The following is a 22,835-nucleotide window of genomic DNA, read 5'->3' on the forward strand; positions in this document are numbered from 1 at the left end:
TCTCAACCAACGATCAGTCCTTCGGCTTCCATTACTTCCACAACACTGTCTACATACTGATGGCAAAGCTCATCTGTCTCGGCCTCCACCATAACACGGATCAACGGCTCTGTACCGCTCTCACGGACCAGAATACGTCCGGAATCGCCAAGTGCCTTTCCTGCTGCTTCGACTGCTTCAACCACCTTCGGGTTCTCACGCGCAGTCTTCTTATCTGCTACACGTACATTTCGAAGAACCTGCGGATAAACCTTCATCTCTTTGGCAAGATCACATAAAGTAGACTTCTTATCTACACATGCTTCCATGACCATAAGAGAAGTAAGGATACCATCACCTGTAGCTGCATAACGGCTGAAAATAATATGTCCGGACTGTTCTCCACCAATGCTGTAGTTATTTGCCATCATATTCTCGGCAACGTATTTGTCACCAACGGCAGTCTGCTCATAACGCATTCCTTCACGCTCCAGAGCTTTGTAAAGTCCCATATTGGACATCACTGTGGTAACAACAGTATTTCCATTCAGTTTCCCCTGCTCTTTCAGATACTTACCGCAGACATACATAATCTTGTCACCATCGATGATATTTCCACGATGATCAACTGCGATACAACGGTCAGCATCTCCATCATAGGCAAATCCAATGTCCAGGCCATTGTCTACCACATATTTCTGAAGGACTTCAATATGGGTGGAACCGCAGTTTGTATTGATGTTAGTTCCATCCGGCTGATTGTTGATCACATAAGTTTTCGCCTGAAGTGCCTCGAAAACACTTTTTGCAATTGCGGATGAGCTTCCGTTGGCACAGTCAAGTCCGACTTTTACATTTTTGAAATCACGGCTTGGAATGGAGATCAGGTATCCGATATAGCGGTTTCGTCCGGAAGCAAAATCAACAGTACGTCCAATGTCTTCTTTGCGTGCAAGAGGAAGCTCCTCGATCTCGCCATCGATGTAGGCCTCAATACGCTCCTCGATCTCAGCCTCAATCTTCTGTCCGTTTCCATTCAGAAGCTTGATTCCATTATCATAGAATGGGTTATGGCTTGCGGAAATCATAATACCGCAGTCAAAATCCTCTGTACGAACCGCAAAGGATACACTTGGAGTAGTGGTTACATGCAGAAGATAAGCATCTGCTCCGGAAGCGGTAAGTCCTGCAACAAGGGCATACTCAAACATATAGCTGCTTCGTCTGGTATCTTTTCCGATTACGATCTTCGCCTTATGGTCACGTCCATAATACCAGCCTACATAACGTCCTACTTTAAACGCATTATCAACTGTCAGCTGAACATTCGCCTCTCCACGAAATCCGTCTGTTCCAAAATATTTTCCCATATCTAATTATCCTCCTTGTTTATTACACCTGAAAGCATATAGGAATCATACATTCTTTTCCATATTTTCAGGCAAAACTGCAAACAATTACAATATACAGTATCCGATAATCTTATTTGTAAAGTCCGTTTGGATATACGCCAGCCTCGGTAAGCTCTTTAAAGGCTTTGATCACAACCTCTTTATCTTCTTGATAAGTTACACCAAACCAGGTATCCTTTGTCTCAAGCACATCTACCTGGGCAGTTCCCTTCTGGATCAATGCATCAATCATAACCGGAAGAAGATACTCTGCCTTGATATCACCAGCTTTTACATTCTGAAGAAACTCTACAAATCCATCATATAAAGTATCCATAAACGCAGGAGTCAGTCCCCACATGTTCATGGAAACAAGCTCGTTTAAGTCAAGTTTCTCTGCCGGCTGGCCATCTTCGCGGCTCTCAGCGCCATCTGCTGTTTTAAAAATATTGTGTGTCTCGGTAACACCTGTAAGCTTGCCGTCTGTAATGTGGCAAAGTCCTCTTGTAACACTTCCATTATCACTTAAGGTGTTTCCAAGACGGAAGCCTGCCATGCAAATATGCAGGACATCATCTGCCGGCTGCTCATGAACCAGATAATCATGTACTTTTACGTATGCTTCCTTTCCATAATAGTCATCTGCATTGATAACTGCAAACGGCTCTGTAAGGAACTCTCTTGCACAGATAACAGCATGACCGGTTCCCCATGGTTTGGTTCTGTCTGCCGGTTTCACAAAGCCTTCCGGAAGCTTCTCCATTTCCTGATATGCATACGCAACTTCTGCGATCTTCTCTACTCTTGCACCGATGGTGCTTTTAAATTCTTCTTCCAGATCCTTACGGATAATGAATACAATTTTATTGAAGCCAGCCTCCAGTGCGTCTCTAATGGAATAATCCATAATGATCTCACCGTTTGGTCCAACTGGTGCAAGCTGCTTGATTCCATTTCCAAATCTGCTTCCAACTCCGGCTGCCATAATTACAAGAGCTGTTTTTTTCATAGGTATATCCTCCCAATTTTCACATGATTGTTATTTTGCTACTGCCCATAGCCTGGTCAGCAACTTTTACACAAAAGCAGTAACTTTAAGTTTACTGTTCCTGCAGATTGCTCAATTTCGCTGCCTGGTCTGCTGCGATCAGGCTGTCGATGATTTCATCCAGATCTCCATTCAGAATGTTATCCAGTCTGTGAAGTGTAAGCTTGATACGATGATCTGTCACACGTCCCTGTGGGAAATTATAGGTTCTGATTTTCTCAGAACGGTCGCCTGTACCAATCTGGCTTCTTCTTGCTTCTGCCTCTGCATCATGCTGCTTGGCCAGCTCCATCTCATACAGACGGGAACGAAGAACCTTCAATGCCTTATCCTTATTCTTCAGCTGGGACTTCTCATCCTGACAGGAAATTACGATTCCTGTAGGAATATGGGTCAGTCGTACTGCGGAGTCTGTAGTATTGACGCACTGTCCACCATTTCCGGAAGCGCGGAATACGTCGAATTTACAATCATTCATATCCAGATGGAAATCAATCTCCTCAGCTTCCGGCATAATTGCAACCGTACAGGTGGATGTATGGATTCTTCCGCCGGATTCCGTCTCCGGAACCCTCTGTACCCGGTGTACGCCACTCTCATACTTCAGTCTGGAATAAGCTCCGGCACCGTTTATCATAAAGGTAACCTCTTTGAATCCGCCGATTCCATTCTCGTTTAAGCTCATCATCTCTGTTTTCCAGCGCCTGGATTCTGCATATTTTACATACATTCTGTAAATCTCAGCTGCAAAAAGAGCAGCCTCATCTCCACCGGCACCGGCACGGATTTCCACGATAACGTTCTTATTATCGTTAGGGTCCTTAGGCAGAAGAAGAATTTTCAGTTCATGCTCCAGCTCTTCCACGCGCTTCTTGGCATCGGAAAGCTCTTCCTTGAGCATTTCTCTCATATCCTCATCTTTCTCCTCTTCCAGCATGGAAAGGCTGTCCTGAATTGTTTCTTTATTTTTCTTATATTCCTTATAGGTATCCACAATTGGCTGCAGGTCGCTCTGTTCCTTCATAAGCTTCTGGAAACGATCTGGATTAGATGTTACATCTGGCTCCCCCAGCTCATTCAGAACTTCCTCGAAACGTATGAGCAAATCGTCCAACTTGTCAAACATGGTTTTCCTCCTGTTATGTTCTTCTCTTTACTTATATAAAACTATCGTCTGCCCAACACAACTCTGTCAAGTCCCGTCAGGTCTTTAACAATCTGTACATCAAAAAAGCCATTTTCCCGCATCAGACTCTTCACAGCTTCGCCCTGATCATATCCGATTTCAAACAGCATCCAGCCATTTTCCTTTAGGAAAGCCTTTCCCTCCGATACGATTTTTCTGTAAAAATACAGACCATCTTCATGGCCATCCAGTGCAAGTCTTGGATCGTGATCCCGCACTTCTTCCATAAGATTTTCAATCTCTGCACTTCTGATATAGGGGGGATTCGAAATAAGGATATCATACTGAGGCATATCTTTGCCAGTGTTTTGTTGAAAAAAAGCTGACGAAAACAAGTTGCTTTCCACGAAAACAGCTCTGTCTGACACTTCCAGGCTTACCGCATTCTTATCTGCCACCTGAAGAGCAAGTGGGGAAACATCAGCACCCACACCATATGCATCCCCGGTAAGTGCCAGAAGACTTAAAAGAATACACCCCGATCCGGTGCACATATCCAGAATCCCTGGTGTCTTTTTCCCTTTCATAACTTCCAGAGCCTTCTCCACCAATGTCTCCGTATCCTGCCTCGGAACCAGTACGTTTTGATTTACATAAAATTCAAATCCCATAAAATATGCCTGGTGGGTAATATGCTGTAATGGAACATGAGCTGCTCTTTTCCGGATCAGTTCCCGGTATCTGTCTGCTTTTTCCTCATCCATCCCGTCAGCTGAATGAGCGAAATAAAAGGCTCTGTTCATCCCGGTCACATACTCCAGAAGAAGCCAGGCATCAAGCCTGGCTTCCTGGATCTTATGCTGCTCCAGAACCTTGGTTCCTTCTTTTAATAATGTTTCCAGAGAAGTCATTGTGCAGCTCCCGTTTCCGGTACATTCCCGGTACGTTCTTCACTGTCCCCGCTTTCAGATTGCGCGGAAGCAGCGGAAAGATCACCGTTTTCTTTGTTCTCATATGGAATATCCAGATTGAATTCTGTCTTTAAATATGCTCTCCAGTCAAACACAGCCTCCACAGCCTTAATAGCAACCTCTGCCATATCAGCTGTAGGCTCCTTAGTAGTAAATTTCTGCATTGCCATACCTGGCTTGCTCATCATCAGGGCAAATTTGCTGTCAGTTCTTCCTGCCCACTGGATAATCTCAAATGAAATTCCGGATACAATAGGCACCATAAGGAGACGTCCAAAAAGACGCAGCCAATATGAAGGTACCAATACGAAAATAAAATGCAGGAAAATACTTACCAGCATAACCAGGAATAAAAAGCTTGTTCCACATCGCCTATGGAATCTGGAGCTTTCCAGTACATTCTCCACTGTCAATGGCTTGCCATTCTCCACACAGTTAATACATTTATGCTCTGCTCCATGATACATAAAGGTTCTCTGGATATCCTTCATTCTGGAAATCAAAAGCATATATCCCATAAATAAGCCCAGCTTCACAAATGCTTCCACAATAGTAACTATCACCTCGGAAGCACCTACCTTACGGCAAAGGCTTGCCAGCGCATAAGGCAGAAGCATAAATGCGGCAATAGAAACCACTATAGAAACAGCTACTGTCGCATAAAGTAAAACCTTAAATGCCCTGTCCTCTTTTTTCTTCTTAGCCTCCATTTCCTCCGGAGAAAGAGCTGCATTCTTCTTAGTCTCTTCCTCATCCTCCTCATCACCTGCAATCTCTGCTGAATACATCAGGCATTTAGTTCCTGTTACCAGAGAATCGATGAAGCTGACCATTCCGCGGATAACGGGCTTGCGCCAGATCTTTGCCTTGCCAAAGATACATTTGTAATCTTCAACCTTTACTTCAATTTCTTTATCAGGACGGCGCACTGCAATGGAATATTTGTCCTTATGACGCATCATAATGCCCTCCATTACAGCTTGTCCACCGATGTTAGATGGTTTCATTTTATCCTCCGTCTCATAAATTCAGTCAAATTACAAAGAAAGGTTGAGATTTCCCAACCTCAACCTTCTCATTCAGTAATATTCAAATTATTTATTCAGGCCATATCTCTCGTTGAACTTATTGATACGTCCGCGAGCCTGAGTAGCTTTCTGCTGTCCTGTATAGAACGGATGACATTTGGAGCAGATTTCTACGTGGATATCCTGCTTGGTAGATCCTGTTACAAAAGTATTACCGCAGTTGCAGGTTACAGTTGCCTGATAGTAATTCGGATGGATTCCTTCTCTCATGATTTTCACCTCTCTATATTTATTCTATTTTATTTGCGTTGAATCTGACGAATTCACACTTTACACAGCCTACTGATTATAGCATGGCGTTATGAGAAATGCAAGTTATTTATAAAAATTTCTAAAACTAATCCCAGATAATATTCTGCACGGTGTTTTTTGTGAACATTACAATTTCTGTTTTTTTACCATTTGCACAAATTCAGCATTATTTGCAGTACGTGCAAACATGTTCAGGATCTGTTCCACTGCCTCATCAGACTTCATTCCGTTAAGAGCCTTTCGCATAATATATACAGCTTCCTGCTCGTCTTTGCTCAGAAGCAGATCTTCTCGTCTGGTACCGGATTTCTGAATGTCGATGGCCGGAAAAACCCGTTTCTCCTGCAGCTTGCGGTCAAGAACAAGTTCCATATTGCCGGTTCCCTTGAATTCCTCGTAAATAACGTCATCCATTTTGCTTCCGGTGTCAACCAGTGCAGTGGCAAGAATGGTAAGGCTTCCTCCCTCACGCATATTACGTGCTGCACCAAAGAAGCGCTTCGGCATATGAAGTGCTCCCGGATCAAGACCTCCTGACAGAGTTCTTCCACTTGGGGGAACAACCAGGTTATAGGCTCTTGCCAGTCTGGTAATGGAATCCAGAAGGATCACAACATCCTGCTTATGTTCTACAAGGCGGCGTGCACGCTCTACAACCATCTCGGATACACGCTTATGATGCTCCGGAAGCTCATCAAATGTGGAATAAATAACTTCCACGTTCGGTCCCTGTATTGCTTCCCTGATATCGGTAACTTCCTCAGGACGTTCATCAATAAGAAGAATTATCAGATGCATATCCTTGTTATTCTTAAGAATAGATTTCGCAACATCCTTAAGCAAAGTAGTCTTACCTGCCTTAGGCGGGGAAACAATCATACCACGTTGTCCCTTTCCGATAGGGCTGATCAGATCTACGATACGCATGGCAGTAGTTCCGCCGGGACGCTCCATGATCAGACGTTCATCTGGGAAGATTGGGGTCATGTTTTCAAAATTGTATCTCTTCTGTCCCTCACTTGGATGGAAACCATTGATAGACGTTACATATAAAAGGGCACTGAATTTCTCCCCCTGTGTTTTAATACGGATATTTCCCTGAATAATATCTCCTGTCTTCAAATTAAATCTGCGGATCTGTGACGGGGAAACATAGATATCATTCTCTCCTGGAAGATAATTCTCACTTCGAATAAATCCAAAACCATCCGGCATAACCTCCAGGATTCCATTGGCCTTTTCGCCACTGTCAAGCTGGACCGTTTCAGCCGGAACATTGTAAGCGTTGCTTACTCCCTCTTCTGTACGGTTCTCACTGGCTGCGCCTGTACGGGGCTGCTCCGTTTCCTCAGGTCTTAATTCGGCTGGCGGAACCACTTCTACAGGTTTCGCTACAGGAGTGCGCTTCACGAAGTTCTCCGGTCTGTTTTCCCCATTATAACTGTTCTGGCGTCCTGCATTTTCATTTCTGCCATAATTATTGCTGCGGTACTCAGGATTACGCCGTATAACGGTACGGGATCTGGTTGGTGCTTCTCTTCTCTCCGGTGCAGAAACACTTCCCGAATTTTCTGTTTTTTCTGCTGCCACAGGCTCTGGTCTTGCAGGTATGGTATTCTCTTCTGCTGTTCCGGAAATAGTCTGCTCATTTTCTGCAGTCTGTTCTTTCCTGTCCTCTTCCAGCATACGTTCAATTAATTCAGGCTTTCTCATAGTAGAAATGCCCTTCAGTCCTCTGGCTTTTGCCAAGTCTTTCAGCGTAGCCAGGGATAATGATTCATACTTTTCTTTCATCAATCATCTACCTCTTCGACTAATACAATTCTAAAACACATTTCAATTTTGATTTAACGGGATACAAATGTCTGATTAGACAGAAGCTATATACTGAATTATAAAAACATCCTTCAAAAAACTTATTAAAGTTGATTCTAACACATTTCAGGCGCCGTGTCTACATCTATTCCAAATATATATTACTGTTCACTTAGGACCAGTGACCCCAATATATCTATCCCTGCCTGCAAGAAAGTGATAACCTTTGTTTTGTATTATACACACCTAAGGTTTTTCATTGCAAGAATTTTCTGTCGACACATATCCAGACTCTTCGACATAGTTACTGTTCACTCCGTGACCAGTAACACACTTCGCAATGCACAGAAAGACGAACCTTCTTGTGACAAGCACAAGAAGTAGCGTTTGCTGCGCAAACTTAATTCTCGGGTTTTCTGTGAACTTTGTTCACAAAAAACACCTCGCGGAATGTTACCAGTGAACAGCAACTCGACATATATAAGATTAAGGTTCTCCCGGTGACAAAAAGGTAAGTACCATCTGTCACTTACCTTTTTATAAAACACTATTTTCCCGCGCCTGTGGTATCCACAGTAAAACACCCGGAGATATTTCTCCGGGTGCCGGTCATCTTTAAAATCATTAGTTCCAGAACGCTCCATAAATCTTCTGAATCTTAGCGATCTGTGCATCTGTAATCTGATTCAATGCATTCTGAACAGCTGCATAAGTCTGTGGTCTGGTGTTCTTCAGGGAAGCATTGTTCAAGATGTAATCCTTAACAGATTCTGCAAAATATTCGGAAGCATTCTGTGTTACATAGGCTTTATTGAAGGCTGTAACATTTGCCTTCTCAGCTACAAAAATGCTCTGGAAGCTTGCTGTCTTATCTACATTTCCTGCGATGAATGCGAGGAAATGACCCAGCTCATGATAAACAGAATCATCGATCTGCTTCATTGTAATAGATCTTGATCTTGCATCAAAATATCCGGAATAGTTGACGGATGGATCAACAACAAGCTTAAATCCCAGCTGCTGATATGCTGCAATTACACGATTGTCCATCTTGCCTGCAACACTTGCTACATTTGCTTCGTATTTACTCTGGTTCTGTGAAGAGCTTGCTGCTGCAGTTGCCTGGGAAACGGAAGTACCAGAAGAAGTAGTGCTTACAGCGGTCTCATTGGCAATTGATACCTGCTGTGTAGTTGTTGTCTGAACAGTTGTTGTGATCTTGGATGTAACAACTTTCTTTTTGGATTTCTTGGTGTATTTCGCTGTTGCTTTGGTAACAACGGTTGTCTTGGTATCTACTGTTGTATTACCGGCTTTATTTGTTTTATTGGTTACTTTTGTTTTGGTTTTCAGTTTCTTGGTGTAGCTCTTCTTGGAAGCCTTTTTTAATTTAACAGTCTTCCTGATTGTCTTGGTACTGGAGGTAGTCTTCACAGTAGTCTTCGGCTGGGAAGCCAGTGGAGTTTCATCTTCTATGATGGAAGTCTCCATGATCGGATCTGTATAACTGGGGAATTCAGGTGTTTCTCCTGCTCCTGAGAATAATGAAACGCCGCCGATCACTGCTGCCAATGCTATAGCAGCACAACTGGAAACAACTTTTTTATTTGCGAGCCACTCTGTTAATTTCTTTCCTTTCATAAATAACACACCTTTCTTGAACCATAATGTAACTGACTTGCCGCTATCTGGAAACTATCAGTCCCATCAGTTTGTGGAAATAAAAAAACCGTTTATCAGATTAAATAAACGGTCGCCACAAACAGAAGAACCACGTCTCCTGTCATATTACATTACCTAATCAATATCAATGCGGCAACCGGCTGTCATAGTCCTGAGACCTTAGACCCTTGGCTTTGCGTCCCTGTCTTTCAACAGGTTTGCCTTTTATTCACTTCATATAATAAAGCAAACTGTCACTTTTGTCAACGGAATTTCCTTGTTAAAACTTACAAAAATCTGTCTAAAAAGTACGAAAGCAAAAAATCTGCAAAAATATCTGAGCTGATTGTAACGCATGATAATCATTCTCAAATATTTTCACAGATTCCTTTTCGATGTCTGGAGGACAGCAGACACGCATTACAGTTTGCGCGTAGACTCCCGCTCTATAAGAGTTCCGCCCAGTATTTGCCGTTTCACTACCTTTTTCCGGTTGATCAGATCAAACAAGGTACGGACGCTCTGAAGGGCAATTTCCACTCTTGGATATTTTAATGTTGTGATGGATGGATGATAATATTCCGCAATGTCCTGACCATCTGCTCCTGCCACACAATAATCCTCCGGTACTCTTTTGCCGCTGTCAATAACTGCTCTGCATGCTCCTACCGCCAAAGTATCTGAAATTGCATAAATGCAGGAAAACTCCACCCCCGATTTCAAAAGCTCACAGGTACAGTTATAACCATTCTCAATCGTATAAATTCTTTTACCTGGTTTTAAACGAATTATAAGCTTCTCATCGTACTCCAGTCCATTTTTCTCCAGTGACCTTTTATAGCCATTGAGATGGCATCTTCCAAGACCTTCATCTCCGGAAGTAATAAAGGCGATCCTTTTATGTCCGCAGCTGCACAGATAATCAACCATACTCTGGCTCTCAATCTCTGTATCAGTCGTCACAAGGGCACTTTTAGGATAAGTTCCTGTATCCTCCGGAACTGTTTTTCCGGAATCACTGATCACATACGGAACTCTCAGCATTCTCAGCCTTGACTCGTCATAATTATACATACCTCCAAGAAATATGATTCCTTTGACTTTTTTCTCTTTTTCCAGCTGAAGGGCAAGCTCAACTTCGTCTTCATCATCTGCTACATTCTGCAATACCAGGCAATATTTCCTGTCACGGGCTTCCCGCTCCAATACATGCAGCATAACACCCCAGTATGAGTTGCTGATTTCTTTTATTATAACTGCGATCGTATTGGAATCAGCCCTTTTCAGATTTTTCATCCTTTTCAATATGACAGGATGCTTTTCCAGGCATCTGAAGACCTGCCTTTTTCTCTGCTGTAAGCCTTTCTTCCTGAACCCCTACTTCATATTCCACAATTTCCGCAGCATTTTCACTTTCACTTACCGCAAAAAGCCGGTTCTTCACCAGACAACCCCAGGAAGGATTCTGCATTTGTATGATAAGAGGAGTTCCTGCAACATCTCCTAGGATCTCATTATACGGAATCAGATAGATACCTTTTCCAAGCTCCTGTTTCTCCAATACAGCAGGGGCATCATGCTGTGTATAGGTTCCGATAAGCAAAATATCCATGCTTTCTTCCATCTCCTTTGTTAATTCCTTTTACTGGAATTTCAGTTCATCTGACAATTCCACAACCATGTGTAATTCACCTGGTGACATCACCTTTTTTCCATGAATTACCACATTGTCAAAATAGAAGCCATGAGGTCTGCACACTTCATTTTTCATCTCAAAACCACGTATAATGGATACTGGAAAAGTGCCTTCTGTAATTTCAATATTTTTAAAGAAAATATCATTTACCATGCCTCTTTCCCTGTCTCGTGAATACTTGGAATCAAGAGTTTTAATATCAATAAATTTTTCCTGGGCATCTTCAATTCGGATGTTTTCATAAACAATATCATGTACATGGGCACGGTCAGCGTTATGAATTGTCAGTACTCCACCTGACTGATTGCCCTCATACTGGCAATGTACAACATCACAATTTCTGAAAACAACATCTGTAATTTCGTCACACCTGGTTTCATATCCGATTTCAAGTGTGTTTCCAAATTCTGCATTCCAGAACAGGCAATCCTCAACAAGGATATGTTTCACATCTGTGCAGCCTGACGGATCCTGGAATTCCACAGCCTTAATAGATATACAATCATCATTTGCCCTTATAAAGCAATTACGAAGCACTACATTCTCACATCCGACTATATCGACGCCATCTCCTGTGATCACTTTTCCCAGAACATTTACGTCTTCAATCAGAACATTTTTACATGCAACCGGAACAATATGCCAGGAACCACCATCCAGAAGTGTGATTCCGCGTATTTCAATGTTCTCACCCAATACAGGAACGATCAGCTGCTCTGCTCCATTTTCGTCCCATGCATGCCAGTTTCCTCCATACAGGATTCCATTTCCCAGAATACGGACTCTGTCTGCCATTCTGGAATAGATTCTTCCGCTTACAACTGCTCCGTACTCTATATAAACAGTTTCGTCAGAATTAAGCTGAAGGCATCCCACATTGTAGGCTTTTCCACTTTCAAATACATAAGTGGCATTCTCAGGCTTCGGTATGTATTTTCCAGGAAGAACATAAAGTGGTGACTCCAGTTTATCGTCCAGTTCAAGAGTAATTCTCTTTCCGGCAGGAAGGCTTATACTGATTTTGTTCCCCTCTTCTTCGAACGGTATCTGTGCTGCTGCAGGACGGATAACAGCCTTCTGAAATGGTTCGTTTACTGTAACTTCTACCTCTGCCTTTTCATTTTCATCCAAGAAAGAAACAAAATCAAAAAATTCCGTATGATATACTCGCTGTTCCTTTCCGTTTATCTTAACCTGATACAGCTCTGATACCGGAATATCTTCCACTGATTTCAGTTCATACAGTGGTTTCTCGCTTATCTTTCGCGGTACAAATTCCTGTTTTTTCATCATTATGTTTCTCCTTTATATTTCATTTATTTTTAAAATTCATAATTATGTTTACAAACATTACTATACAATGTTTTTCTTTTTTAGTAAAGTGTTTTATTTAACAAGATACTTTGCTTTTTTTTATGCATTTTGTATAAGTCCCTCTGTTTTTTCAATTACTGTTTGACTTATTTGTTTGATATATATATACTATAGGTTACTAAACAACCTTATTTTGAAAGGAAACATTATGGAAAAAATTCCTGCATATAAGAAATGTTATAACAAATTAAAATCCGATATAGATAATAACGTTTATCCCATAGGTTCCTATCTTCCCACAGAAGATGAGCTTGGAAAAATGTTTTCGGTAAGCCGTACGACGGTCCGGCATGCTATTGACCTTCTGGTTAAAGACAAACGCATAAAGGTAAAGCAGGGTGCCGGCACACAGGTGATCAATCCCAAAGAACGGGAGCTTACCAACTTCTCAAAATTTCATAACGTAATAGACATAAACACTCTGTTTCCAGATAATGCCGCCCTGGCCATCAGCGGAACCTGGATTGACCGTATTCCTGCAAACAGCCAGGTCGCCAGTGCGTTGGACCTTAATGAAGGAACAGAAGTCTTCCGCCTTCAAAGAGTGGTTTCCTCCAATGAACAGCCTGTGATAATCCAGACAAATTATATCCGCATTGATTTTTTCCCGGATTTAGATACCTACCGCGAACAGCTTGTAGATCTCTATTACTTTATTCAGAAGCACTACGGAATTAAATTTGAAACTGGCGAAGAACACATCAACATCAGCTCAGCTGATTTCCTTGATGCACAGATTCTCAACATTGAACCGGGATCTCCTATTTTTTTCAACACCAGAACAGCACACTGTTCCCTGGGTCCTATGGAATACCTGGAAGCCAGGATCCGTCCTGATCTATGCCATTTCGTGGTTCGTATGAAGGAACCACCAGCATGGTACGATCTTCCCGAATTTCAAAAATCCCTGGAACGTGTTTGAAAATGAATGATCAACTTATAAAAAGGAGCGGCGCTATGTCTAAACGCATTTCGGCCCTTCTGCTTTGCTTATTTCTATTTTGCCTGCTAATAGTTTTCCCAGCTGCAGGCTGCGGTCAGAACAGCAGCTCCGGTTCCGGCGAAGAACCGCCTGTTTTTTCCCCGCTGAAGGTTCTGGTTCCGGAAGCCCCCGGGACAGACACCATAGGATATTCACCTCTGATACTGGATATTTCCAACATCAGTCAGGGATATCTGACTGCTGTCAGTGACAGCAATGGTACCACCAAAAACATCCAGCTTTCCGCGGATGACGGCGTTGTTTATTCTTATTTTGTAAGCTCCGGCGAAAGTGCTGTCATTCCGTTTACCAGTGGAAGCGGCACCTACCAGATATCCTGTTACGAGCAGGTAAATGGCAGCCAGTATGCCGCACTTTTTGCTCAGGCCCTGGAGGTTTCCCTGGAAAATGAATTTCTTCCGTTTTTGTATCCGAACCAGTATGTAAATTTCACCCCGGACTCAGAAGCCTGCAAGCTGGCTCTTTCTCTTCTGGCAGAGGATGCCACAGAACAGGAAAGCATTGACACCGTTTTCCAGTATGTAACCCAGCACGTCACCTACGACGAGGACAAAGCAGCTACCGTTGAGACCGGCTATCTTCCTGATATAGACGAAACCCTCTCTACCGGAAAGGGAATCTGTTTTGATTATGCTGCCCTGATGACGGCAATGCTGCGAAGCCGGGATATTCCCTGTAAGCTTCAGATCGGATATGCAGGTGACATCAAGCATGCCTGGATTGATGTTTACATACGTGGAAAAGGGTGGGTGGAACAGGCAATTACCTATGACGGGGAGAAATGGAACCGCATGGATCCAACCTTTACCGCCAACAGTGAAGATGAAGAGCTTATCAATTCCTATATCGGTGACAGCGCAAATTATACGCTGCAGTTTACCCGATAGCACAACGAAAAACGCCTTGCAGGTTCATGGATTTTTTCAGGATCTGCCTGATGTTTTTTCAGAGAGGACTTTATATGATTACCAAATTAAACAATCGGGAGCTGTTTCAATTCTGTGAACAGTTTTCCATCATATTACGTTCCGGAATGTCCGCCATTGAGGGACTTGCCATCTTAAATGACGACAGCCAGACAGAACGGGGCAAAGAAATTTTGACCTTTCTTTATAAAGACATGGAGGAATCCGGCTCTCTGGCGCACGCCATGGAACAATCCGGTGCTTTTCCTGCTTCTGCTGCTGCCTATGTACGCACCGGCGAAGAGACCGGCTGTCTGGATGAGGTTATGAAGGGTCTGTCTGCTTTCTATACGAAGGAGATTCAGATCACAGACCAGATCCAGAGTGCAGTCGCCTATCCCCTTGTTATGCTGGGCATGATGACTGCGGTTATTGTAATTCTTCTTGTAAAGGTTCTCCCGGTTTTCCGCCAGGTTTTCCGCCAGCTTGGACTGGAAATGAGCGGAATCTCCGGTGCCCTTCTTGGAATCGGCGAAACACTTAGCCGCTATTCTACTGCCTTCCTTGTTCTTTTGGCCGCGATGATCGGCTTTATCCTTTTCCTGGTTCTTCACCCAAAGGGGCAGGAACTGATCCGCAAAATCGTCTGCCGTTTTCCAGGCATGAAGGAAATTCCGGTAAATCTGGATTACAGTCGTCTTTGCCAATGTATTTCCCTGGGAATCCGAAGCGGACTTTCCCCTGAGCTTTGTGTGGAACTGGCAGGCGCTGTTGTCTCCCAGACTGAGACCAGGGAAAAGCTTGCTTCCATTCAGAAGCAGCTCGCGGAAGGATATGGATTTACAGAAGCCATCACGGAATCCGGACTTTTTAAGGCTATGGAGCTTCGTCTGATCTCCCTTGGTTTTCAGGCTGGTGCATCTGACGAAGTAATGGAAAAACTGGCTGAGCAGTATGAAGAGAAATCCACAGACTCTGTTTCCCATATTGTGTCAATTTTGGAGCCTACTATTGTGATCGTCCTTTCAATTCTTGTAGGACTGGTCCTTCTTTCTGTTATGATGCCGCTGCTGGGACTGTTATCTGAAATGATCGCATAACAGCTGTAAGGGAGAGTGAAAATGGATATATTTGAAACCAGACTCATTCGTATCAGGCGGATTTTCCGCTTTATTGTTCCAATCCTGTTCGCTGCAGTCCTCTGCCTGATCTTCTATCTTGGAATTGCACGTACACAGACTGATTCCCTGGAAAAAGAACAGGTTACTTTAACGCAGGCGCTTGAAGGAGGTGCCATCCGCACCTACGCCCTCACAGGCCAATACCCTCAGAGCCTGGATGAATTGCTTTCGGATTACCATATTACCTATGATTCTGAGAAATTTGTGGTAGAATATGTTCCAAACGGATCCAATCTTCTGCCATCGATCAGCGTACTTCCGGTAAATGCCAGAAAAGGAGGTGCCAGATGAATTCCAGATTTACCCGGAAGAACCACAGCATTGATTCACTGGCAGCTTTGCTGCTTTTTGCAATGTATGTGCTGTTTCTTCTATTTCTGATGCTTTTTGGTGCCGGGAACTATCAGGCCTCTGTAAAAAGCCTGGACACTAATAACAACCTTTATACGGCAGCCTCTTACATCACTACCAAGTTTCGTCAGCACGATATTCCCGGAATGACCTCCCGTACAGAGCTTCAGGGAACACAGGTTCTTTGCTTTCAGGAAGCTATTGAGGGGAAAGATTACTGCACTTACATTTATTTTGATGGCAGTCATTTAAAAGAGCTTTTTACAGCATCGGATTCCCAGGCCGATCTTTCTATGGGGACCAACCTCGCACAGCTTCAGGATTTCCAGATTGACGCTTTAGAAAACACTTTTTACAGAATCACATTAACGGACACAGATGGACATTGTTCCAGTTTTCTGCTTCATCCAGGGGTTCCTGCCTGATTCGCAGGCTCCTGAATTTGGGGCTGGTCACTTCTGAATGATGTGCTGAAAGGAAGTTTTTATGAAAAAAATCACTACCCATTCCAAATCCGGGCTTTTTCTTATGGAAATGATATTTGTCCTTCTTTTTCTGGGACTGACCTGCGGTGTCTGCGTAAGACTGTTTGCGGCTTCCTACATGGCAAGGGTACATGCCCGGGAGGACTCTCATATCCAGGAGCTTATCACCAGTACCGGTGAAATTCTGGAAGGAACTGACGGCACTGTCCAAAATTTTCTGGCACTGATGCCAGATGGAGTTGCAGATCAGGACAGTATTTGCTATTATTTTGACAGGCACTGGCAGAATACGTCTGAGGAAAACGCATTTTATAAAATGAGGCTTGTCTGCTCTGCTTCTGACAAGGTCAAAGAAGTTCAGATCACTTTTGTAAAACTCCAGAATGCAAATGAGGAACCCAGTCTTTATGCACAGACAATTCGCTTTCCAGTTTTTTCCACAAAGGAGGGAGCAGATTCATGAAAGAAAAGAATCATCTTTTTTCCGCAACTGGAATTCCTTCCCTTTTTCTAATCTTTGGAGTTCTTATGCTGGTGATCCTGTCCTTGCTGGGCTATGGTACTTCCAGGCAGGATCTGTGCGCCAGCAGCCTTTCCCTGGAGCAGACCTCAGCTTATTATAATGCCTGCAGTGAGGCAGCTGATTTTTACTCAGAGCTGGTTCAGACATTGGAAGGATTTCAGGAGCAGGCAAAAACAGAGACTGCATATTACCAGCTCGTCTCCGATTATCTGAACTCACAGGAGAATGTAGAATGGAATTCAGAGGAACATACTGCTGAATATGTAAAAGCATTTTCCGACACCCAGAGTCTGGCTGTGAAAATTGCTGTATTCTGGACTGACTGTACAGCTGATTCCACTGCCTCTAATAACGTTGCTTCTGATACCGCTGCCTCTGATACCATTGTTTCTGATACCATTGCCTCTGATACCATTACCTCTGACTGTACTGTAACAAATAATGTAGGACTGGACGTAACCAGCAGCAATATCGCCGGGATCCTCTCCTGGAATACGGTTGTAACTGCAGACTGGAATCCGGACAACAGCCAGTCTGTCTACAAAGGAGAATAATTTTATGGAAGAAAAAGTAAAGGCTTTTCTGGAGCTTGCCACTCAGAAAAAAGCCTCTGATATATTTATTATTGCCGGTCGTCCCCTTTCTGTAAAAATTGACGGAAAGCTCTGTACGCTGGATGGTTTTGAAGAACGGCTCATGCCTCCGGAGACAGATGAATTTATCCGGATCATTTACAAGCTTGCTCACGACCGGAATATAGAGCCTATGCTGGAAACCGGTGACGATGACTTTTCCATGGCTATCCCTGGTCTCTCAAGATTTCGTGTAAATACATACCGGCAGCGTGGTTCTCTTGCCGCTGTCATCCGTATTATTGCATTTAATCTTCCTGATCCGCAGGATCTGCACATTCCTCCAGCTGTTATGGAAGCAGCTGATCTTACCAAGGGAATGGTTCTGATCACAGGTCCTGCCGGAAGCGGAAAATCCACCACCATGGCTTGTATCATCGACAAGATCAATCACAGCCGTGAAGGACATATCATCACACTGGAAGACCCTTTGGAATACCTGCACAGACATGACAAATGCATTGTCAGCCAGCGAGAGATCTGTACGGATACTGCCAATTATCTGGTTTCCCTGCGTGCCACCCTGCGTCAGAGCCCGGATGTGATCCTGCTTGGAGAAATGCGTGACCACGAGACTATCCAGACTGCCATGACTGCTGCTGAGACCGGACATCTGATTCTTTCCAGCCTTCATACTACCGGAGCTGCCAATACCATCAGCCGTATTATGGATGTTTTCGAGCCCAGCCAGCAGCATCAGATTGCTATTCAGCTTTCCATGGTTCTGCAGACTGTCATTTCCCAACAGCTGGTGCCGGATGTGAATGGACACAATATTCCGGTTTTTGAGATTATGAGGCTTACCCCTGCCATCCGAAATATGATCCGCGACAACAAGATTTATCAGATTGATGGTGTGATTGCCTCTTCCTCCCAGGCAGACATGAAATCCATGGATAACAGCCTGCTGGAGCTTTATCGAAACCGCCAGATCACAAAAGAAACTGCACTTAAATATTCATCTAATCCAGAAATGTTAAAACGGAAGCTCATGTAATGGGCTTCCGTTTTTTAAAGCGTGTCTGAAAAAGGCTTTCTGCAAGATGTGCGTCACAATTCGGGCAAAATATACCGCAAAGTGGGGCGTATAGATTGCGGGAATGCTTTTTCAAACACGCTCTAGTATCTAAATATTCTGTCACATAAAAGCCATCATAGTTTTTACTATAAACTGTCTTCTATTTCACAATGCTTTACTGCAGATTCTGTTTCTTCTCTGTAATTGATTTCCTACTTTCTTGTAACAGCCGCCGATGCTTTATACTTTCCCTTTACAACACCATTTGGCTCTTTTACATAAGCACGCACATAATAACGGTACTTCTTTCCTTTTTTCACCTTCGTATCTGTCCAGGTGGAAGTTTTTCCCTTCTTAATAGTAGCCGCCAGCTTATATTTTCCGCTTCCGGTCTTCTTGTAAATGTAATAGCCATCACACTTCTTCTGTGCCTTCCACTTTAATTTCAGACCTTTCTTCGTATTGGAAACCGACGAGACCGTCTGCCTGGAGGGTGCTGATTTATACTTTCCACTGGACTTGTAACTGCTTGCCACTGTTTTCTTGTTCACAGTACAATACGCCCTTACTGTATACTCGTAAATGGTAGCTGATTTTATCTTTGTATCTTTGTAGGATGTAGTGGCTGCTTTCTTTATGTTTGCAAGCTTCGTCCATTTTCCTGAAGCCGTTTTTCTGTAAACCACATAGCCTGCTGCACCGGAAATCTCATTCCAGTTTACTGTATTGTAAAGTCCGGAAGAAACCTTCACCGACACAGACGGAGTGGCAAGCACGGTCTTCGCAGCAGTTTCCGCAGTATAATCGGAATATTTTGCAGTACCGTTTACCATACTGTACGCACGAATCTTGTATATATACGTAATTCCCGGCTGAACCTTTGTATCTGTCCAGGCGGTATCTGACCAAGAGGCTGTCTTCACCTTCTGATACTCTCCATCGGAGGTTCTTCTATAGATCTGATATCCGGAAACTCCATCTGCTTTACTCCAGGTCAGACTAATCTGATTATAGGCTCTGGCTGCTGCCTGGAACGAAGCGGGTCTGGTTACATTCACTGCGTTGCTCAATGTTCTTGTGTGAGCTTTTATTCTTACACAGGCACTTGGACTTGTTTTGAAAAAATCACTCCAGCCATTTTTTTCATGGTAACAGAAGCTCTGATTCTCCTCCAGACCTGCCTGAAATTCTACCCAGTCATAGGCACTGTTGGTCTCGCACAGGTATTCCACCGTATCTGAACCGATATTGGTGATCACTACCGAATAAAGAGTTCCATTCATCAGATTTACCTCTGGCACTTCCACTGTGGAAATACCGGCATGTTCCTGATAAAAAGTAACCGGATTGGCATAGGCCGGAGTTCCGCTTACCGGATTGCTCTTATCCTTCAGATTTGTATAAATCTGAATGCTGTAGCTTCCTCCGTCAGTGTAAGTAGCCAGAACCACTTCTCCAAGGGCTTCTCCATTCCCATTTCCGGCTTTCGCCTGAAAAACATTGGCAATGGAGGAAATCCCACTGCTGCCGGAAGGATACAGCTTCAGCTTGCTCAGTGCACTGGAACCGTCATAGAAATAGTTGTTCCGGTACTTCGGACTGGTGGTGGCTTCTGCTGCTACAATATTGTAATTACATTTATTCTCATAGGAAATATAAAAATAACCGGCTTCTCCCCAGTCATCTCCCCAGCTGTTTCTGGCAATCCATGCCCCGTTTGAAGTAACATTGCTGGCAGAATTGAAATTTTCCCTGGAATAATTGTCATCCCAGCCAATCAGGGTTACTGCATGATTCACGCCTGCACTTCCCGGGTAGCTGTATGCATACGTATACGGATTATAATAGGTATCATACATTCCAAAGGACATGGAAACAGATCCATATTCTGATATCAGACTTTTAATGTTATTTACAGAATAAGAGGAAAACGCCGCATTTTCCAGATATGCTGTGGTCTGGTATGCCATTTGGGAGGACGGCACCTTGTCAGAGTCCAGGGTATGATCTGCATTTGTCTCATAAGGAATCTGTGACTCCAGTGCCATACCACTCCACGTACTCAGAAAAATAGCAGCAAGAGTCTGATTGCCTCCCTCTCTGTAGGAATGAAGAACCTCGTTTTTGTCATTAGCTGTATTTCCAAGAGGATCGTTCATTCGGTGGGCAAAGAAATATGCCAGATGTTCTTCTGACAGATCAAACAGCCCAGCTCCTGCCTGCAAAAATGAGATTTCCAGGTTGGCAGCCAATGTGTATGCCCAGCACATATTAGAAGGCTTTTGATTTCTCACCGGGATGGAAAGACTGCTTCGGGGATCGTATTTCGCAGGATAAGACGCAGCTCTGGCAGCACCTACGCTTCCTGTATCACCGTTTCCATTGCCAGCTGGCGGGTCTACATAGCTTAAGGGCTGCAGCTCACGGATCGGCTCCAGCTGAGCCTCAATCTCCGCATCGGTCAGATCGTCTTCATTTTTCTCTTCTTCGGCAGAATCCGGATCCATGCTGCCAAAGCCAAAATCTTGTTCCTGAAGTTCATCAGTACCACCATCTGAGAAACCGTCTGACAGGTCTTCCGATTGGGAGGGATTTCCATCTGTCATGCCTGTGAAGCTGGCATTGCCTGACTGACCGGCATCGTCTTCCGTACTTCCATTGCCAGCCTGGCTGTCATCGCCTTCTGCACTTCCATTGCCAGCCTGACTGTCACCGTCTTCTACACTTCCATTGCTAGCCTGGCTGTCATCAGCTAAAGTGCTTCCGCTCCCTGACTGATCATCACCTGCTGAAAAATCATCCTGCACATAAAACTCCTCCGCAGTCATCGCATCCGACGACACAGCTGATGCAGCGTCTCCTGCGCTTTCCATTTCCACACTTTCCGTCCAGACCATACTCTGCCCGGCAATATCTGCTGCCTGAATAGGCAAGCCTGTAAAAATCAGGGACTGGGCAAGTAACAGACTTACAGCTGCTTTTTTCAATAATTTCTTATATTTCATATTTACTCCTGTCGTTCTGAGCTTCCTGTTCCGGAGTATTTTTCACACAGGCTCCAGAGCGTATTAAAAAATCACCAGAACAGAATTTTCGTTCAAACAGATATTTTTCACTTATTTATGATTTTTTAGATATTTTTCCAGAAAATGTATTAATTTCTCCATTTCTTCCTGAGTCCCTACCGTGATCCGCAAATGATTGTCAATCCTCGGCTTCGGGAAGTATCTTACATAAATATGCTCCTGACGAAGGGCCTCAAAAATTTCTTTGGCCGGACAGCTTTTGTGAGAAGCAAAGATAAAGTTGGTCTTAGAATCCGGGAATGTGAAACCAAGGGCAGCCAGTTCTTTCTTCGCCCATTCTCTGGTAGCAATAATCTTCTCACAGGTTTCTGTAAAATATGCCTTATCCTGGATAGCTGCCACACCGGTTGCAAGAGTGGTACGATCCATAGTGTAGGAATTGAAGGAATATTTTACATCGTTCAGAAAACTGATCAGCTGTGGATGGCCGCACGCAAAGCCGATACGCATTCCAGCCATGGAACGGGATTTGGAGAAGGTCTGAACTACCAGGAGATTGTCATATTTCTCTATAAGCTCCAGTGCTGATTTCGCTCCGAAATCTACATATGCTTCATCTACGATCACAATGACGTCCCGGTTGTGTAAGAGAATCTCCTCGATGTCACCGAGGGGCAGCTCCACTCCTGTAGGTGCATTGGGGTTCGGAAAAATAATTCCACCGTTTTCTCCGAAGTAATCTTCTTTGCGGATACAGAAGTTCTCATCGAGAGCTTTACATTCATATGGGATTCTGAAAAGATCCGCCCATACGTCATAGAAAGAATAGGTGATATCTGGAAAAAGGATCGGTTTATCTGAGTTAAAGAAGGTGAGGAAGCTCATGGCAAGTACATCATCTGAGCCAACACCTACAAAAACCTGCTCGTCTTTCAGTCCATAGTTCCGGGCAATTGCATGTACCAGATCGCCAGCTGTAGGATCCGGATAAAGGCGGAGGGTATCTGGCTGAATCCCGTGTAATGCTTTCTCCACGCCTGGTGCAGGGGGATATGGGTTCTCGTTTGTGTTCAGCTTGATCATGTCCGGCTGATTGGGCTGCTCGCCGGGTGTATAAGGTACTACTTTACGAATGTTTGCTTCCCATGTATTCATTTCGGTCCATCCTCGCTTCTTCGTATTTTTATTATAATTTCTTTTTGAAAAAATCTGTAGTATGCATGTTTCTGCATAGTTATTAGTATTTTACTTTTTTCCTTGGAGTTTGTCAAATTAGGTATCTTTGTCTTCGGGATTGCAAGCGATGTTA

Annotated in this window: 22 protein-coding genes and 1 riboswitch; of the genes, 8 read left to right on the plus strand and 14 right to left on the minus strand. The window is 43.7% G+C overall.

Annotation, left to right across the window (positions count from 1 at the left end):
- Positions 1-2 precede the first annotated feature (2 nt).
- The 11 genes from glmM to AB5642_RS03410 all read right to left on the minus strand — a co-directional run bounded on the left by glmM (position 3) and on the right by AB5642_RS03410 (position 12,321).
- A complete protein-coding gene (gene glmM / locus AB5642_RS03360; protein WP_173718197.1) occupies positions 3-1,349 on the minus strand; it encodes a phosphoglucosamine mutase in 1,347 nt (448 codons plus the stop codon).
- 112 nt (positions 1,350-1,461) lie between these two features.
- Positions 1,462-2,379 carry a sugar phosphate nucleotidyltransferase gene (locus tag AB5642_RS03365; RefSeq protein ID WP_368371456.1) on the minus strand — a complete coding sequence of 306 codons (918 nt, stop codon included), beginning with the start codon at positions 2,377-2,379 and terminating at the stop codon, positions 1,462-1,464.
- Between the two features lie 91 nt (positions 2,380-2,470).
- Complete coding sequence (gene prfA / locus AB5642_RS03370) at positions 2,471-3,544, minus strand: peptide chain release factor 1 (RefSeq protein WP_118578120.1); 1,074 nt, start codon at positions 3,542-3,544, stop codon at positions 2,471-2,473.
- Positions 3,545-3,585: 41 nt separating this feature from the next.
- Complete coding sequence (gene prmC, locus AB5642_RS03375; protein WP_368371457.1) at positions 3,586-4,455, minus strand: peptide chain release factor N(5)-glutamine methyltransferase; 870 nt, start codon at positions 4,453-4,455, stop codon at positions 3,586-3,588.
- Positions 4,452-5,522, minus strand: coding sequence for a DUF1385 domain-containing protein (locus AB5642_RS03380; protein WP_368371458.1), 1,071 nt, complete (start codon positions 5,520-5,522; stop codon positions 4,452-4,454). The genes prmC and AB5642_RS03380 overlap by 4 nt, the downstream gene beginning before the upstream one ends.
- 87 nt (positions 5,523-5,609) lie before the next feature.
- Positions 5,610-5,813 carry a 50S ribosomal protein L31 gene (gene rpmE / locus AB5642_RS03385; protein WP_173716501.1) on the minus strand — a complete coding sequence of 68 codons (204 nt, stop codon included), beginning with the start codon at positions 5,811-5,813 and terminating at the stop codon, positions 5,610-5,612.
- Positions 5,814-5,981: 168 nt separating this feature from the next.
- Positions 5,982-7,649, minus strand: a complete 1,668-nt coding sequence (gene rho, locus AB5642_RS03390) for a transcription termination factor Rho (RefSeq protein WP_173773995.1) — start codon at positions 7,647-7,649, stop codon at positions 5,982-5,984.
- A 645-nt stretch (positions 7,650-8,294) separates the two neighbouring features.
- The gene (locus tag AB5642_RS03395; RefSeq protein ID WP_233456081.1) at positions 8,295-9,311 is read right to left on the minus strand and encodes a hypothetical protein; all 1,017 of its coding nucleotides are present in this window, start codon (positions 9,309-9,311) and stop codon (positions 8,295-8,297) included.
- 170 nt (positions 9,312-9,481) lie between these two features.
- A riboswitch (cyclic di-GMP riboswitch) is annotated at positions 9,482-9,565 on the minus strand.
- Between the two features lie 187 nt (positions 9,566-9,752).
- Positions 9,753-10,628 (minus strand): LacI family DNA-binding transcriptional regulator, encoded by an 876-nt coding sequence (locus tag AB5642_RS03400; RefSeq protein WP_368371459.1) that lies wholly within the window; start codon positions 10,626-10,628, stop codon positions 9,753-9,755.
- Entirely contained in the window at positions 10,606-10,944 is a 339-nt protein-coding gene (locus tag AB5642_RS03405) for a beta-propeller fold lactonase family protein (protein WP_173773972.1), read from the minus strand. Before AB5642_RS03405 ends, AB5642_RS03400 begins: the two co-directional genes overlap by 23 nt.
- 30 nt (positions 10,945-10,974) lie before the next feature.
- Positions 10,975-12,321 carry a glycosyl hydrolase family 28 protein gene (locus tag AB5642_RS03410; protein ID WP_173773973.1) on the minus strand — a complete coding sequence of 449 codons (1,347 nt, stop codon included), beginning with the start codon at positions 12,319-12,321 and terminating at the stop codon, positions 10,975-10,977.
- 229 nt (positions 12,322-12,550) lie between these two features.
- On the opposite strand from AB5642_RS03410, the gene AB5642_RS03415 reads away from it, so the two are divergent.
- The 8 genes from AB5642_RS03415 (at position 12,551) to AB5642_RS03450 (ending at position 18,479) form a co-directional block, all read left to right on the plus strand.
- Entirely contained in the window at positions 12,551-13,324 is a 774-nt protein-coding gene (locus AB5642_RS03415; RefSeq protein ID WP_368371460.1) for a GntR family transcriptional regulator, read from the plus strand.
- Between the two features lie 35 nt (positions 13,325-13,359).
- Positions 13,360-14,292, plus strand: coding sequence for a transglutaminase family protein (locus AB5642_RS03420; protein ID WP_195477846.1), 933 nt, complete (start codon positions 13,360-13,362; stop codon positions 14,290-14,292).
- Positions 14,293-14,366: 74 nt separating this feature from the next.
- Positions 14,367-15,410, plus strand: a complete 1,044-nt coding sequence (locus AB5642_RS03425) for a type II secretion system F family protein (protein ID WP_368371461.1) — start codon at positions 14,367-14,369, stop codon at positions 15,408-15,410.
- Between the two features lie 21 nt (positions 15,411-15,431).
- Complete coding sequence (locus tag AB5642_RS03430; protein WP_173773976.1) at positions 15,432-15,782, plus strand: hypothetical protein; 351 nt, start codon at positions 15,432-15,434, stop codon at positions 15,780-15,782.
- Positions 15,779-16,267 carry a DUF4860 domain-containing protein gene (locus AB5642_RS03435; protein WP_173773977.1) on the plus strand — a complete coding sequence of 163 codons (489 nt, stop codon included), beginning with the start codon at positions 15,779-15,781 and terminating at the stop codon, positions 16,265-16,267. The genes AB5642_RS03430 and AB5642_RS03435 overlap by 4 nt, the downstream gene beginning before the upstream one ends.
- A gap of 61 nt (positions 16,268-16,328) precedes the next feature.
- Positions 16,329-16,790: a hypothetical protein gene (locus AB5642_RS03440; RefSeq protein ID WP_173773978.1), complete on the plus strand. Its 462-nt coding sequence runs from the start codon at positions 16,329-16,331 to the stop codon at positions 16,788-16,790.
- Positions 16,787-17,404 (plus strand): hypothetical protein, encoded by a 618-nt coding sequence (locus AB5642_RS03445; RefSeq protein ID WP_173773979.1) that lies wholly within the window; start codon positions 16,787-16,789, stop codon positions 17,402-17,404. Before AB5642_RS03440 ends, AB5642_RS03445 begins: the two co-directional genes overlap by 4 nt.
- A gap of 4 nt (positions 17,405-17,408) precedes the next feature.
- On the plus strand, positions 17,409-18,479 hold the full coding sequence (locus AB5642_RS03450; protein ID WP_173717895.1) for a type IV pilus twitching motility protein PilT: 1,071 nt from the start codon (positions 17,409-17,411) through the stop codon (positions 18,477-18,479).
- Here AB5642_RS03450 and AB5642_RS03455 read toward each other — a convergent pair.
- The 3 genes from AB5642_RS03455 to hisC form a co-directional block, all read right to left on the minus strand.
- On the minus strand, positions 18,472-18,624 hold the full coding sequence (locus tag AB5642_RS03455; RefSeq protein ID WP_334297236.1) for a DUF6783 domain-containing protein: 153 nt from the start codon (positions 18,622-18,624) through the stop codon (positions 18,472-18,474). The genes AB5642_RS03450 and AB5642_RS03455 overlap by 8 nt on opposite strands.
- Positions 18,625-18,712: 88 nt before the next feature.
- On the minus strand, positions 18,713-21,505 hold the full coding sequence (locus AB5642_RS03460; RefSeq protein ID WP_173770035.1) for a C1 family peptidase: 2,793 nt from the start codon (positions 21,503-21,505) through the stop codon (positions 18,713-18,715).
- A gap of 111 nt (positions 21,506-21,616) precedes the next feature.
- The gene (gene hisC, locus AB5642_RS03465; protein ID WP_173717893.1) at positions 21,617-22,681 is read right to left on the minus strand and encodes a histidinol-phosphate transaminase; all 1,065 of its coding nucleotides are present in this window, start codon (positions 22,679-22,681) and stop codon (positions 21,617-21,619) included.
- Positions 22,682-22,835 lie beyond the last annotated feature (154 nt).

This window comes from Ruminococcus sp. 1001136sp1_2201st1_G3_2201SCRN_220225, assembly GCF_040924365.1.
GTDB lineage: Bacteria > Bacillota > Clostridia > Lachnospirales > Lachnospiraceae > Blautia_A > Blautia_A faecis.

What these genes read in the sequence shown, in the direction of transcription:
- AB5642_RS03365 (WP_368371456.1), bottom strand. Translation starts at nt 2,379, where the DNA reads ATGAAAAAAACAGCTCTTGTAATTATGGCAGCCGGAGTTGGAAGCAGA.
- AB5642_RS03395 (WP_233456081.1), bottom strand. Translation starts at nt 9,311, where the DNA reads ATGAAAGGAAAGAAATTAACAGAGTGGCTCGCAAATAAAAAAGTTGTT.
- rpmE (WP_173716501.1), bottom strand. Translation starts at nt 5,813, where the DNA reads ATGAGAGAAGGAATCCATCCGAATTACTATCAGGCAACTGTAACCTGC.
- AB5642_RS03405 (WP_173773972.1), bottom strand. Translation starts at nt 10,944, where the DNA reads ATGGATATTTTGCTTATCGGAACCTATACACAGCATGATGCCCCTGCT.
- prmC (WP_368371457.1), bottom strand. Translation starts at nt 4,455, where the DNA reads ATGACTTCTCTGGAAACATTATTAAAAGAAGGAACCAAGGTTCTGGAG.
- AB5642_RS03415 (WP_368371460.1), top strand. Translation starts at nt 12,551, where the DNA reads ATGGAAAAAATTCCTGCATATAAGAAATGTTATAACAAATTAAAATCC.
- AB5642_RS03435 (WP_173773977.1), top strand. Translation starts at nt 15,779, where the DNA reads ATGAATTCCAGATTTACCCGGAAGAACCACAGCATTGATTCACTGGCA.
- AB5642_RS03380 (WP_368371458.1), bottom strand. Translation starts at nt 5,522, where the DNA reads ATGAAACCATCTAACATCGGTGGACAAGCTGTAATGGAGGGCATTATG.
- AB5642_RS03450 (WP_173717895.1), top strand. Translation starts at nt 17,409, where the DNA reads ATGGAAGAAAAAGTAAAGGCTTTTCTGGAGCTTGCCACTCAGAAAAAA.
- rho (WP_173773995.1), bottom strand. Translation starts at nt 7,649, where the DNA reads ATGAAAGAAAAGTATGAATCATTATCCCTGGCTACGCTGAAAGACTTG.
- AB5642_RS03425 (WP_368371461.1), top strand. Translation starts at nt 14,367, where the DNA reads ATGATTACCAAATTAAACAATCGGGAGCTGTTTCAATTCTGTGAACAG.
- AB5642_RS03440 (WP_173773978.1), top strand. Translation starts at nt 16,329, where the DNA reads ATGAAAAAAATCACTACCCATTCCAAATCCGGGCTTTTTCTTATGGAA.
- AB5642_RS03410 (WP_173773973.1), bottom strand. Translation starts at nt 12,321, where the DNA reads ATGATGAAAAAACAGGAATTTGTACCGCGAAAGATAAGCGAGAAACCA.
- AB5642_RS03400 (WP_368371459.1), bottom strand. Translation starts at nt 10,628, where the DNA reads ATGAAAAATCTGAAAAGGGCTGATTCCAATACGATCGCAGTTATAATA.
- AB5642_RS03445 (WP_173773979.1), top strand. Translation starts at nt 16,787, where the DNA reads ATGAAAGAAAAGAATCATCTTTTTTCCGCAACTGGAATTCCTTCCCTT.
- AB5642_RS03460 (WP_173770035.1), bottom strand. Translation starts at nt 21,505, where the DNA reads ATGAAATATAAGAAATTATTGAAAAAAGCAGCTGTAAGTCTGTTACTT.
- AB5642_RS03420 (WP_195477846.1), top strand. Translation starts at nt 13,360, where the DNA reads ATGTCTAAACGCATTTCGGCCCTTCTGCTTTGCTTATTTCTATTTTGC.
- AB5642_RS03430 (WP_173773976.1), top strand. Translation starts at nt 15,432, where the DNA reads ATGGATATATTTGAAACCAGACTCATTCGTATCAGGCGGATTTTCCGC.
- glmM (WP_173718197.1), bottom strand. Translation starts at nt 1,349, where the DNA reads ATGGGAAAATATTTTGGAACAGACGGATTTCGTGGAGAGGCGAATGTT.
- prfA (WP_118578120.1), bottom strand. Translation starts at nt 3,544, where the DNA reads ATGTTTGACAAGTTGGACGATTTGCTCATACGTTTCGAGGAAGTTCTG.
- hisC (WP_173717893.1), bottom strand. Translation starts at nt 22,681, where the DNA reads ATGAATACATGGGAAGCAAACATTCGTAAAGTAGTACCTTATACACCC.